The organism is Acinetobacter sp. BEC1-S18-ESBL-01, from assembly GCF_014169935.1.
In the GTDB taxonomy this organism is placed as follows: Bacteria; Pseudomonadota; Gammaproteobacteria; order Pseudomonadales; family Moraxellaceae; genus Acinetobacter; species Acinetobacter pittii.
This window is the reverse complement of record NZ_AP022302.1, coordinates 1,490,200-1,503,508: the sequence shown is the minus strand read 5'-3', so window position 1 is coordinate 1,503,508 and position 13,309 is coordinate 1,490,200. Positions and strand designations below refer to the sequence as shown.

Sequence of the window (13,309 nt, the reverse complement as noted above, 5' to 3'; positions counted from 1 at the left end):
TAGTAAGATCTTTTTTTATTTTACCTGAAATTTAATATTGAATTTTCTTGCTTGTTTTCTTACTTCCGGATTAGATGGTAAAACAAATGGACTTGAACGCCAGATAGCTTTTTCAATACTTGTTTTAAATTTTTGCTCTTCTTTATCTAAAAAGATAATTTGCTCGATTTCGCCAGTATCCGTTAAAAAGACTTTAACGCTTGCACTCATACCTGTAGAAGACTTGGGAATATCCCATGTTTTATAAATTTTCTTTTGATATTGTTTTTTATATTTTTCAGCCTCTGAAATAATTTTATTATCAGCCACTGGCGCAGGAGTGACTTGTTTGTGACCTGTGGCACACCCAACTAACAAAAATAAAGAAGCAACAATAGTGAAGTTTTTCATTTAAAATACCTTATTTTCAATAACTAAAATTTAACAGTTTAGAATTTAAAAAACCACCCAAAAGGTTGTATTAATCATTGATTATTATGAGTTAGCAAAGGTGGCATAACACCTTTGCTCCGTCCTTTTTAGTTAATATTTTATTTTTCTTTAAAAAGGAACTTCATAACGAAAATTTAGATTCGAATTTTCTGATATATTTATATTATAGACATCTCGATCAGTAAAAATCCCGTGTTCAGGTGTTTTAAAACTATTAAAAGCTTTATTCTCTGGAACTATTGGAGGTTTATTCAAATAATTTCCTTGAGAATTATATGGAGATGAAGCACAACCAATCAGCCCAAAACCCAATAAAGATATAACTAAAAATGTCTTCATAAATTTTGTCCACTTTGATAAAAGCTACACAATTTAACAAATTGAACTGCTATTGTCACACCAGAATAATTTAGTTTAACTTAACAATAAATATATCGTATGTATTTTAAAAACAAATAATTAATTTCAACTTCGATAAAAAAAATAAAGCTGGCCCATATAAGTTTTCAAAACTGGATGTATTAAAGACCCTATTCTAATTTTAATATTTCCTTGATTTTTAACCAATGATCTACCTATTAATGTTTAGATTTTAAGGATTGTTATGCGGTTACATTTTATTGTTCATGAAGATTTTGAAGCGCCTGGCGCATATGAAATTTGGGGCAAAATGAATAACTTCAAAATTACCTATTCAAGAGTGTATTTAAATGAAGTTTTGCCAACTTCTGTTGAAGATATTGACTTTCTTATTGTAATGGGTGGTCCACAAAGTCCTGATACTACATTAGATATGTGCCCTCACTTTAATTCAATAGCAGAACAAGCAATCATTAAAAAAGCAATTGAAGCAAATAAAGTGGTTATTGGGGTATGCCTAGGATCTCAATTGATCGGTGAAGCTTTAGGTGCCAAGTTTGAACACAGCCCTGAGCGAGAAATTGGTAAGTTTCCAATTATGCTTACAGAATATGGAATAACACATTCTAAGTTTTCTCACTTAGGAAAAATGGCCGAAGCTGGCCATTGGCATAACGACATGCCAGGCTTAACTCCCAACGCAAAAATTATTGCTTTTAGCGCAGGCTGTCCAAGACAGATTATTGAATATTCCAAATTAGTTTATGGCCTACAATGTCATATGGAATTAACTTCAGAAGTAGTTGAATTATTGATTCAACATTCAGAAGTCGAGTTAAATGATGCTCACAATTATAAATTTGTGAATACTCGTGAAGAATTACGGAAGCATGACTATCAAGAAATGAATCAAAACCTCTTTATTTTTCTGGATAAATTGAAAGAAGAATATTCAAAAGGATCTTAAAAAATGAGTGTAAAAAGCCTTTTTAAATTGGCTTTTACGCTCCGCTACAGATCTTATTATTTACCAGTTGATCAAGCATACTTGAAGTCAAACCTTCAAAAATCAAATTTTAATGTTACAATACAGTGATTTACTCAATTTCAATTGGACTCCCAAAGAAATGAATAGATTTTTATTAACTTTTTTATCTTTAAATATTGGGCTTTTTTCTTCTTCCACTTTTGCTGAAACAAACACATTTCAAACCAAACAAGAATATAACCGCCCTAGATTTAATCAGCATAAAAGTATGCTTGAAGTAAATTCTAACACTCAGAACTATCAGCTGACTGAACAACAAAATTCATTTAATTCTCCTCATTCTCAAAACGTAGATTTTTTTGAAATTGCAAAACAATATCAAGAAAATGAAGCAAAGCCTTCTTCGTTTACTGATGAAACAGTGAATATGAGCGATCATGAGCGTAGTCTTTACTACATTAGACATCATGATAATGTGGGTATTCAAAGAGAAATTCGTGGCCAACAGTTTAAATCGCTAAAACAACAGCGAGATAAAGGTGTTATTTCTAATGATGTATATAAAGAAAAGGTCTACAAAATCTTAAATCAACCTAACTTTAAATAAATTTGAAGCCCTCTTCGGAGGGCTTTTTAAATGTTACTTTTAGGAATGCCACTTCCTTCATCTTTACAACTCTCAATTCATAGGTATTGCCGCCTCACCTATAACAAAAGTAAATCAATCATGTGAAAAGCTAACAGAGATCATTGAGCAAAATAGAACTCAGGTCATGAGAGTCTAAAAATTTAATGGTATGGTAAATATGAGCTTCTAAAAAAGAATCGACTGCTAACTTTTGTTATTTCTATTAGTATTTTTACTTTTTATCATAATACTTTTTATACCAAATGGTTTACAATTAAGACTAATATCATTGGTTTTCAAATAGATTTTTTTACCTACTACTAAAAAGCCTTAGTAATCAATTTAAATGTAAAGAAGCCATTAGCAGATGAACTAAATGGATTATCATCAAGCGTTAATGGAAATGGGTTTATCAGCTACACCTTCGCGAGTTGCTATTTTTCGTTTTCTACATGAGAACGATAAGGGAATAACTGCAGAAGAAATATATCTACTATCTCAAAAGAAAAATTTAAAAATTAGTCTAGCCACGATATATCGTACTTTAGCGGAACTCGAACATAGAAAATTAATTAAAAGAGTTGTTTTAGGTAAAAGTAATAGAGGGATTTATAGACCAGCCTCTAATAAAATTAGTTTAAATCTTATTAATACCAAAACTGGAAAATCTCATCCTTTTGAATATGATGAAAAAGTAGAAGAACTACTAGAATGCTTGTTGAAAAAAATTGATGAAAAAGCGTTAAATATTGAAGTAAATATTTATAAGTAGCCTATAAATAATCTACGCTACTTAATTACTCGCCTTGTTATTTAAACCTCAGCCCACTTACGAATTAAGTTGTGATAAGTATTGGTTAAGTTCAAAACTTCTTTATGATCATCACCTAGTTGCATACGTAAATTTTGAATAGTTTGGTCTAGATTAAATAACATATGTCGCTCTGCATCATCACGAATCATGCTCTGAACCCAGAAAAAAGACGCTATACGACAGCCTGAAGTAATAGCGGTGACTTCGTGTAGACTGGTAGATGGATACAAAATCATATCACCAGCAGGTAATTTAATCTCATGATATCCATACGTATCTTCAATTACGAGTTCCCCACCTTCATACTCTTCTGGCTCACTTAAAAAAACCGTACACGATAAATCTGTTCTTAAACGCTGATTACTACCACGTATGAGCCGTATTGAATTATCTACATGAAAACCAAAAGACTCATGATTTTCATAGCGATTAAATAATGGTGGGATTATATCTAGGGGAATTGCGGCAGATAGAAATAATGGATGTTTTCCTAAAGCATCAAGAATGATATTGCACAGTTGATGAGTTAGAGGATCTTCTTCAGGCAATTGCTGATTATGTTTTACTGTAGCTGAAAGTGTACCAGCAGTGACTTTTCCATTAACCCATTCTGCTTTGTCCATTTCTTGACGGAAAAACTGGACTTGGTCTTTATTAAGTACATTTGGAATATGGTGAATCACGGCGATACCTTTAAAAATAGCTTTAATTAATAAAATAGCCTCATATTGAGGCTATTTTAGATTACTTATTCAAACTAATAAATTTTTAAACTTATTAGTATTTAAAGTTAACTGATAATACTGCGCTACGGCCTTCTGCTTCAGTTGCATAGTGTGAAGCATATGCTTTAGTAAAGTAACGCTTATCAGAAAGATTATTTAAGTTAAGTTGCAAGTTAACATTCTTGTTAACGTTATAACGAGCCATTGCATCATATCGAACATATGAAGGAACCCATTTTGTATTAGCTGCATCACCATATACTTTGTCAGCATAGAAAGCGCCAGCACCCACAGTAACTTGAGGCAATACTTTATATGTAGTCCATAAAGTTGCAGAGTTTTTAGGTACGTTTGGAAGTTGCTTACCCTTAGCTGCATTTTCTGGATTACATACACCAGCACGACTACAACTTGGCCCTGGATCAGTATTTTCACTATCTAAGTAGGTGTAACCTGCACTCACAGCCCATTTATCAGTGATATTTCCGTTTGCTGAAAGTTCAATACCGTCAACTTTACTATCGCCGCCATTCGTATAAGTGCTTGAGTCAACTTGAATACGTGTATTTTGTTTCTCTGTACGGAAAATGGCAGCAGTTAAATTAAGTTTTTCGTTTAGAACGTTCCACTTTGTACCCAATTCAATGGTTTGGCTTTCTTCTGGTTTAAGGTCCATATAAGCTTGACCGATTGACTCAGAACCATCACCGCCATCAACACCTACAGGGTTAGCAGAAGTTGCATAACTTGCATAAATACTACCATTTTCAGTAGGTTTGAAAGTTACGCCTGCATTGTAAGTAACAAAATCTTTATTACTCTCGATTTTAGCGCCAGTGGCATTTGTCACCTGTTCGGTATCAAATTTATCCCAACGAACACCTAAATCAAGTAACCATTGAGGATTAAACTCAATATTATCTAATAAATAGACAGAAGTATTTTTTGTAGTCGTTGTCGTAGTTGCTTTATTGGCGATACGACCACCTAACCACGCATCTTTAGAATTAGGATTAGTTAATGAAGTACACCATGCATCATTAATAGCACAATCACTATTAAAACCGCCCGTTGTAGAACCTGCATACCCCGGATATGTTGTCGTGTAGCTACCTTTATCTGACTCTTGATCACTGTATTCTGCACCGACATTAAAGCTATGCTTGATAGCTCCAGTATTAAACTTACCTCTTAAAGATAATTGATCGGTGAAAATATCAGTGTCAGTAATTCGAGAATTAATACGACGCCAAACTTTACCGTTTGCTACATTACCTTTTGAATCATCTGGCTGAGTCCAAAGGTAATCATTTTTTGATTTGCTGTAGAGTACGGTGTTAGCAAGAGTAAGATTTTCATTTAAATCATGCTCTACTTTAAAAGTACCAATATGATTTTCTTGTTTTTGGAAATCACGACCTTTTAAACCATAGTAAATACCTTGTTTAACATCAACAGGCTTACCAACAGTTGCCTTTTTAGCCGTATCGTAATTATATGGAACACCTGAATCTGGAGTGTCATCAGATCTTAAGTAGTAATAACTTAAAGTTGCACGTGTTGGTGTATCCAATCCAAATGTAATACTAGGTGCGATACCTACACGCTTGTATTCAGCGCCATCGCTTTGACCCGCTTTTTCATTTTTATGCCCCATAAGAACAACGCGACCAGCAGTACCATTACCGAAGTCTTTATTACCATCTAATGTGATACGTTGATAATTATCGGTACCTGCTTGTACAGAGCCTTCTAAAAAGTCACCTTTTTTAGCAACTTTAGAAATCATATTGATGCTACCGCCAACAGAACCTGCACCACCCATAGAAGAAGCAGACCCCTTAGTCACTTCAACTTGCTCGATAGCAAACATTTCACGGTTTTGTGATGATGAGTTACGAATACCATCAACGTACATCGAACTTTCTGAATTGTAACCACGAATAAATGGTCGATCCCCATTCGGGTTACCGCCTTCTCCAGCACCTAAGGTAATGCCTGGTAACGTACGAAGTGCGTCGCTTAATGTATTTACTTTGGTATCTTCAATAAGTTGTTTTGAAATTACTGAAACTGATTTTGGTGTATTTAACAGAGGTGCGACAAATTTAGAGTTAGCCGATTTATCAACTTTAAGGCTCTGTGCAACTTCTGCATCTGCTTGAACATGAATTAATGGAAGCGCTACAGAATTTTCCTGAGCAGCCATTGCAGTTGTAGCTACAATTGATAATGAAGAAGCTATTGCTGATTTAGCGATCTTCTTGCGAGACTTAATAAATTCCATATGTATTTTGTGTGTTCATGTAAATATTAGCGCGAATAATAATGATTATTGATTATTAAAACAATAATTTAATATAAAAATCCTATAACAAATGTTCAATAAAAATTAATAATTCTTTGATTTTAATTAAAAATATTTATGAAATTATTTTCAATTTCACACAAATAGCCTTTAAACTCAACTTATTACCTGATTATCTACTCTAAGTTTGTAATAGTGTACTTTTGAGCCCCCTACCACTCTTATACTTACTGTGTCTTTAAATAGAAATTATACGTGGCTGCACATAAGAGGGCTTCGATCTTTTAACAGCCAATGTCTAGCTAGAATCTTATTATTTATATCTAAATCATAGTCAGCTATTTGAAATTATTATCAAAAGCAATCTTTTAGAAAAAGTTTAAAATTCTTAAAAAAAACATAAACCATTTTATAAAATTTTGTTACTTTTTCGCTATAATGATTATAATTATCGTTTAGGATTTCGATACATCAACATGGACCGCTCAACCCCTCTTTCACTCCCAAATTTTAAGTTCAAAGTTTCTACACTTAGCTATGCAATCGGAATTGCTTGTACTTATCTCGCACTTCCTACACATGCTGAAGATACAACGTTACCGACCATTACCATTAAGGCGCAAGGTAACTGGCTAGAAGAAGCTAATACTGAAACCGTTCACAAACATGCTGGCGCTCGAACTATTGTTGACCGTAAGCGTTTAGATGAAACGGCAGCAACTTCATTGCGCGAAGCTCTAAAGCAAGTTCCTGGAGTTCAGGCTCAAGACAGTAGTGGCACAGGTGGTAGTGATGTTTCTCTCAATATCGGGGTTCGTGGTTTAGCATCTCGCCTATCACCTCGCTCAACAGTTCTAGTAGACGGCGTTCCACTTTCATTTGCACCGTATGGTCAGCCACAGTTATCTTTGGCACCTGTTTCAATTGGTAATATTGAGTCAGTTGACGTTGTACGTGGTGCGGGATCAGTTCGTTTTGGGCCTCAAAACGTAGGCGGAATTATTAACTTTGCTACTCGATCAATTCCTCAAGATTTTAGCGGAACTGTTAGCCTAACTTCAGAATATGCTTCTGGTACTGACCAAGTAAAGCTCAGCCCTAATCTATTTGTGGGTGGAACTTTAGATAATGGCTTAGGTCTTGCCCTTCTATATTCAGGGACTAAAGGAAACGGTTATCGAGAAGCTAACAACAAAATTGATATCGATGACGTAATGCTAAAGTCTGCTTATCAATTTAATGATAAAGACTCGGTTGCTTTAAATTTGCATCATTATGAAGGTCGAGGCGAAATGCCAGAGGGTTTAACTCAGGCGCAATATGCTGAAAACCCTTATCAGTCTTCTGGTGAAAAAAACTATTTTGCAGGTCGACGTACAGATGTCTCTTTACGTTATAACCATAAAGATGAAAAAAATAACTTCGAAGTTCTGAGTTACTATATCGACTCTTTCCGTACCAGTAATCTTGAAACTACTTTAGCAAGTGGTGACAAGCGCCTCGATTCTGCGCCACGTGATTATAAAGTCTATGCAATTGAACCACGTTACTCACGTATTTATGAACTAGGTAATACTCAAAACGAAGTGACGGTGGGATATCGTTACTTAAAAGAAGAAAGCTCTGAATTTGCTGGACGTACTGCTTCTTATGCAGCAGGTTCATCAGTGCCAGATTTTGCTCCGCGTAGTAGTAGCGAAGGCGGTACTAAAGCACATGCGGTATATATCGACAACCGTATGGAACTCGGCCGTTGGACGATTACACCGGGTGTTCGTTTCGAATCAATTGAAACCCATAATAACTTCACGGGTTATAACAAAGGACAACCTAATACTGTTTATCCAAAAATTGATTCAGACGAATTTTTGCCAAGTTTATCTGTGATGTACTCGGCAAATGAAAACTGGAATATATTTGCAAATGCAGGTGTATCTTTCGGGCCACAGCAATACAGCCAATTAGCGCGTCTTGAAGGAACAACCGCAACGGCTACAACCGAAGGCTTACATCCTGAAAAGTCGAATAACTATGAAATTGGAACCAAATATTTGGGCAATGGTTTAAATGCCGAATTTACCGTGTTCTATTTAGACTTTGATAAAGAGCTTTCATTGGTTCGTGATGCTGCTAATAACGGGATCTGGACAGACTTAGGGGCAACCAGCCATAAAGGTGTCGAAACGGGTATTAGCTATGATTTCGGTCAATTATCTGATGCACTGGAAGGCTTAAAAGTATATGGCAACTATACTTTCACCAAAGCAGTCGCTGAAGCTGGTCAATTCAAAGATAAAGACCTACCGTTTTACTCGCGTCATGTCGGTAATGTTGGGTTAGGTTATACAGTAGATAAATGGTCTTTAAATGCTGACATGTTTGCGCAGTCAAAGCAGCATTCACCAGATCTTCCAGATAGTAATGTCTATCAAACAGAAGAAACCGCTGATGGTAAATATGGAGATATTCCGGGTTATACTACTTTTGCGCTACGTACCTCTTATGACTTAAGTTCACAAGTTAAAGGTTTAAAAATAGCGGGCGGAATCAAAAACGTCTTTGATAAGCAATATTTTACTCGCTCAACAGACTCTACTGGCGGTAAGTATGTAGGACTGCCACGTACGTTCTATCTACAAACCTCTTTTGATTTTTAAAGCTAAACCAAATTGAATAAAAAGCCCTCCTCGGAGGGCTTTTTTATAAGAATTAAACCTTAGAGTACTAACCAATCTAAGCGAGCGTCGACATAAAATATTCTAATAACTTATCTCTTTCATCGATCTTATTTGCACTTAAAAGCTGGACCATTGCCCCATCAATCACAAACAAAAACATGTAGGCATCTTCAACTGTAGCAGTCGCTTTTACGGTTACAAGCAGTTTATGAATTTCTTTAATGAACCAGTTTCGGTAGTCAATCACGATTTTATAGGCCACTGGATAAAGCTTTTCAATTTCAAAAATGGCTTTAAATGGCAAACGATAAAAACCTTCTAAGTTTGCATGTAAAAAGTAAATTTTCTTGAGCTTATCAAACATCATAAGTTCACGGTACGAATGAATAATTGAAAACACCTCATGTTTTAATGCATCTATTTGAAAAGTTAAGCTCATCTGAATGAGCCTTTCTTTGGAGTGAAAGTAGTTATAAAAAGTGGCTTTGGGAATTTTGGCCTCCTCAATAATTCGGTCAACCCCAATGTAAAACCCATATTGATTAAACAAATCTCTTGCCGCATGTAGCACGCAAAGTGCTCTAAATGATGCTTCTAAATTTGGCATTTTTATACCGTTTAAAATAATTTTTTTTTGTAAGTAAATGAGATAGAAATGCTGTCACTCTTAAATTGTGCGCTAAAAACAGGCATACAAAAGCGGCACAAAAAAGGTGTGCTCGCCTATCTCAGGTTTATTGTTGCTATGATTTTTTAGTCGTAACGATTCTTAAGATGTAGAAAACCTAGAGCCGATTAAACCGTTTTAAAGACTGTTTAAATGGAATGAATAGAGAGATTTTGGCAGAGGCCAATAAAGAAAAAATAGTACGCATAGCGGACTCCTAGATGAAATAGAAGTTCTACCAAATCACTGCTAAATGATTATGGTGGCAGAACGAAGAAGGGTTAGCAGACCAGTCATCTAGGAACCGGCACGCCCGAAGGCGTCCCTCCTCCGTCCTACCGCTACGAAGGGAGACGAACGAGTTCGACACCAAAAAATTGCTCTTTTGATGATCTAGATGAAAACGGTCTGCTAAAACCGACTGGCAATGTGGCCAGCAGGCAAAGGATAATCGGAGAGGTTTTGGGTGTCAATGTTCTAAACTGCAGAAGTAAGAGTATTGAATATAAAAAAGCTCTTTAAATAACAAGAGCTTTAAATATTGAAACTTACTTAGTCTCTTTTACATGAAATGACTGTATAAGCCGAGTTAAATTATTTTCTATATTCTGCCAATCAGCTAAATGCATATCACTGTAATGTGCGGTAATACTCAGCGGCAGTCCCTTCACATTAAAAGTATGACTACAATAGTATTGCTGATTTGGTTTAGCATAGTCCTCTAGAATAGCCTGTTCAGGATCTGGTTTACTTAATAAATAAGTTCGAGCAAAAGTACTACAACTAATATAAGAGACTATATTTCCATCAGCGTCTTTTTTAAAATAAATCTTATAATGATTATAATCCTCTGTTACATCATCAGGATATTTCTTTCGCCAATCCTTATAAACAAGAACTTTATAGAACCCGCCTGGTAAATTAGGATCTAGTGATACAACTTCTGTTAAGCCTAATTCTGGAGCTGGTTTAGTTTGTATATATTTAATTAATTTTGGTGTTTCAAAATAATCCTTCGGATGAAACACTGAACTTAAATTTATACCCATTTTAATTTCTGCGGCACTAGCATTTATGTTCTTATATATCCAACTATTTAAGGAAAACCAAATTACATACTTATGAAACTCTTGCCAGTCCTTAGGTATTTCATACTCAGCTCTTATTGATTCAGGATTAAAAATATGTAAATTTTCTAATGTTTTTCCTTTGTAATCAGGTAAAAGAACTTGAAAAAGTTCAGTACATTGAAATCTATCACATAAGGGCTTATTACTCTCATATCGTTGCTTTTCTCTGAATTCAAGATCTTTCTTTCGTGAAGATTCAGAAATAGCAGTTGCATCCATAAGATAATTTGCTGGAATATCTAATGTGACTCCATTAGGGTCAAATTCAGATGGCCAAATCTCTCTATACAATGGTGGATGTAAATAATATTCTCTAAATAAAATCTTTTCTTTGTAATTGTGGTATTTGCCATAACCAAAGAGTGCAACTAACAAAAGTATCAGTAAATACCTCTTCTTAAAAAGGAAAGATATTGAAGAGGTTTTTTTCATAAAAACTCTCCTGATAAAAAATTCAATGCTTTAATTATCTTAAATAAATTCATTTTCTTAACTTGATTTTATTTAATGTCTCACATAAAGCTTTTTTGTCGGCTTCTTTAAGTTGTGGATGCTGAACAGGCCACATATAGCTACAGCCATGAGGTGCTTTGTTATGATTTTTCTTAAGTTCATAAGCGATATTTTTTAGAAGCTCAGTGTTCAAAGAACTAATTTTTAAACGTACTTCTGCTAAATCTTGTGGCTTCCAATTGCTTTCTGGACTCGATAACCAATCTGCGCGATAGCGATACTGAATGGCCTTGGCAACATTCATTTGCGTCACAATAAATGGCTTTACTGTTTCGCTATTTAAACCAAAAGATTCGGCTTCAGAAAGTGATTGATCCAGAACTTTCTTTTCTTGAGTTAAATCTTCAATAGGTAAATGCTGCTCTGCTTTATAACCTGCAACATCCTTCATATAAGATAAGCGTTCGTTAACTAAACGAGCAGTTTGAGTGTATTGTGAAGCTTGCGCGAGTGAAGAAAAACACATAAAAGCTGCCAAGGTCGACACTACTTGAACCGTTCGCTGAAAACTCTTTATATTCACCATTTAAAAACCTACCGAAATTATTGTTCTATGATCATTTCAGATCAGTACTGTATTTCAAGAACATGTGAAAGTAAAATTTTAAGATAGGCTAAGTTCTTGGCTCCATGCAGAATTAGGTTGTTGATAGATGTGTTGGCATACTTGCTTGAGAGATGAGGTAAAGTGCTGGTTTTGCCCTTCCCATTTTTCAATCATGCAATAAGCAACATGAATGCCTTTGGGTTGAAACTCTCTCGCCAATGACTGCGATAAAGCACGGATGCTTGCAAACATGCTTTGGCTTAACACATCGTAATGGGTCGAGTGATTAGAGGGTGCGCCAAGAAAAATAACCGTGCCCCGCTGTTGTTTAAGCATAGGTTTAATCACAGCTTGAGCGACACTTACTGCACTTAAACCTGTGGTCTGCCAACTGTGTTCAATCTCTTCTAAAGATAAAGCTTCAATATTGGGCGAAGATGAAAAACTCGGCTGAAATACACAGAGTTCAATGGTATGCCCGTGTTTTGAAATATAACGCAATAAGCATTTTAAGTGATCTGCATTCACTAAATTTAAATGTACTGCTGTCACGCCATCATTTATAGAATGTATTTTCATCTTTTGCGCGGTTGAATCATGCACAACTTGATAAAGATGTAATGGAAAATGTGCGTTTTTATCTAGAATTACAAAATCACGCTCAATCAGTTGAAGGTCATGACCAGCCACTACAACACAGCCCTGCTTTTTTTGAAATTTTTGAAATATTTTTTTTAGCATTTTAGTCTCTCAAAATTTTTCTTGATAAGGGCGTAAATCCAACTCATGTGTCCAGAGCTGAGGTGTTTGTTGGTAAAGCATCCAATAATTTTCTGCAATTGCATCAATATTAAGTCCGCCAGTGCCACGCGTAAGACGAGCTAACCGCCCCAGACCAAATAATGCTTTATTCACTCTATCGCCATCGACCATACCATCAATAATCACATGAGCAATGTGTATGCCTTGTGACTTATAGATTTGGGCTAGATTTAAGGCATAAGCTCTTAAGGCAGATTTTCCTATTGTAAAAGCTGCGAAAAAAGGTTTGCTGCGTAGAGACGCACTCGCACCTGTAAAAATAAGCGTACCGTGATTTTGATCTTTAAAGATTTTTAGACAGCTTTGAGAAACTAAATAGGCCGATAGAAAAGTGGATTGCCACATTTGAGTAAAAAACGACAATGGACTGCGTAAAAAGATGGAAGGAATATTCCCTCCCACATTATGAATTACAGCAGTAATGCGTTCATTTTGACTTGTAATGGTGTCAAATAGGGCTTGTACTTGGTGTATATCTTCTGCATCTAAACGAAACGCTACAGCATCTCCACCATTGGAATGGATTTGGGCAGCCACTGCTTCAATTTTCTGGAAAGTACGTCCAGCAACATAGACTTTTAAGCCTTCTTTGGCGAAAAGACGACACACCGCTGCACCAATACCTTGTGATGCCCCGACGCCAATAACAACCGCACAATCTTGTTTTTTATCTAGTGTTGCTGATGTCATAGACATT

At 35.4% G+C, this 13,309-nt stretch carries 13 protein-coding genes; 4 read left to right on the top strand and 9 right to left on the bottom strand.

Translation table 11 applies throughout. The annotated features are described in order from the left end of the window. Positions 1-15: 15 nt before the first annotated feature. A complete protein-coding gene (locus tag H7R46_RS06970) occupies positions 16-390 on the bottom strand; it encodes a TonB C-terminal domain-containing protein (RefSeq protein WP_005068687.1) in 375 nt (124 codons plus the stop codon). A 150-nt stretch (positions 391-540) separates the two neighbouring features. After that, entirely contained in the window at positions 541-771 is a 231-nt protein-coding gene (locus H7R46_RS06965; protein ID WP_182924249.1) for a hypothetical protein, read from the bottom strand. 265 nt (positions 772-1,036) lie between these two features. Here H7R46_RS06965 and H7R46_RS06960 point away from each other — a divergent pair, with 265 nt between their 5' ends. The 3 genes from H7R46_RS06960 to H7R46_RS06950 all read left to right on the top strand — a co-directional run bounded on the left by H7R46_RS06960 (position 1,037) and on the right by H7R46_RS06950 (position 3,180). Further along, positions 1,037-1,759: a type 1 glutamine amidotransferase gene (locus tag H7R46_RS06960; protein WP_005068684.1), complete on the top strand. Its 723-nt coding sequence runs from the start codon at positions 1,037-1,039 to the stop codon at positions 1,757-1,759. 112 nt (positions 1,760-1,871) lie between these two features. Then, positions 1,872-2,387, top strand: coding sequence for a hypothetical protein (locus tag H7R46_RS06955; RefSeq protein ID WP_031945291.1), 516 nt, complete (start codon positions 1,872-1,874; stop codon positions 2,385-2,387). Positions 2,388-2,784: 397 nt separating this feature from the next. Then, positions 2,785-3,180, top strand: a complete 396-nt coding sequence (locus H7R46_RS06950) for a Fur family transcriptional regulator (protein ID WP_005068678.1) — start codon at positions 2,785-2,787, stop codon at positions 3,178-3,180. Between the two features lie 41 nt (positions 3,181-3,221). On the opposite strand, the gene H7R46_RS06945 is transcribed toward H7R46_RS06950, so the two are convergent. Together H7R46_RS06945 and H7R46_RS06940 are read right to left on the bottom strand one after the other, a co-directional pair. Continuing rightward, positions 3,222-3,905, bottom strand: a complete 684-nt coding sequence (locus tag H7R46_RS06945; RefSeq protein ID WP_032013140.1) for a Fe2+-dependent dioxygenase — start codon at positions 3,903-3,905, stop codon at positions 3,222-3,224. Between the two features lie 94 nt (positions 3,906-3,999). Next, the gene (locus H7R46_RS06940) at positions 4,000-6,234 is read right to left on the bottom strand and encodes a TonB-dependent receptor (RefSeq protein ID WP_005068674.1); all 2,235 of its coding nucleotides are present in this window, start codon (positions 6,232-6,234) and stop codon (positions 4,000-4,002) included. 497 nt (positions 6,235-6,731) lie between these two features. Between H7R46_RS06940 and H7R46_RS06935 the strand changes: the two genes are divergently transcribed. After that, the gene (locus tag H7R46_RS06935; protein ID WP_005068671.1) at positions 6,732-8,912 is read left to right on the top strand and encodes a TonB-dependent receptor family protein; all 2,181 of its coding nucleotides are present in this window, start codon (positions 6,732-6,734) and stop codon (positions 8,910-8,912) included. Positions 8,913-8,988: 76 nt separating this feature from the next. Here H7R46_RS06935 and H7R46_RS06930 read toward each other — a convergent pair whose 3' ends face one another. From H7R46_RS06930 to H7R46_RS06910, 5 genes are all read right to left on the bottom strand, one after another. Beyond that, complete coding sequence (locus H7R46_RS06930) at positions 8,989-9,540, bottom strand: TetR/AcrR family transcriptional regulator (RefSeq protein ID WP_005068670.1); 552 nt, start codon at positions 9,538-9,540, stop codon at positions 8,989-8,991. Positions 9,541-10,148: 608 nt separating this feature from the next. After that, positions 10,149-11,162, bottom strand: a complete 1,014-nt coding sequence (locus H7R46_RS06925; RefSeq protein ID WP_005068668.1) for a hypothetical protein — start codon at positions 11,160-11,162, stop codon at positions 10,149-10,151. Positions 11,163-11,211: 49 nt separating this feature from the next. After that, positions 11,212-11,769, bottom strand: coding sequence for a chorismate mutase (locus tag H7R46_RS06920; RefSeq protein ID WP_005068664.1), 558 nt, complete (start codon positions 11,767-11,769; stop codon positions 11,212-11,214). A gap of 78 nt (positions 11,770-11,847) precedes the next feature. Next, the gene (locus H7R46_RS06915) at positions 11,848-12,531 is read right to left on the bottom strand and encodes an SDR family NAD(P)-dependent oxidoreductase (RefSeq protein WP_005068662.1); all 684 of its coding nucleotides are present in this window, start codon (positions 12,529-12,531) and stop codon (positions 11,848-11,850) included. A 9-nt stretch (positions 12,532-12,540) separates the two neighbouring features. Next, positions 12,541-13,302, bottom strand: coding sequence for an SDR family NAD(P)-dependent oxidoreductase (locus tag H7R46_RS06910; protein WP_025469809.1), 762 nt, complete (start codon positions 13,300-13,302; stop codon positions 12,541-12,543). Positions 13,303-13,309: the final 7 nt, after the last annotated feature.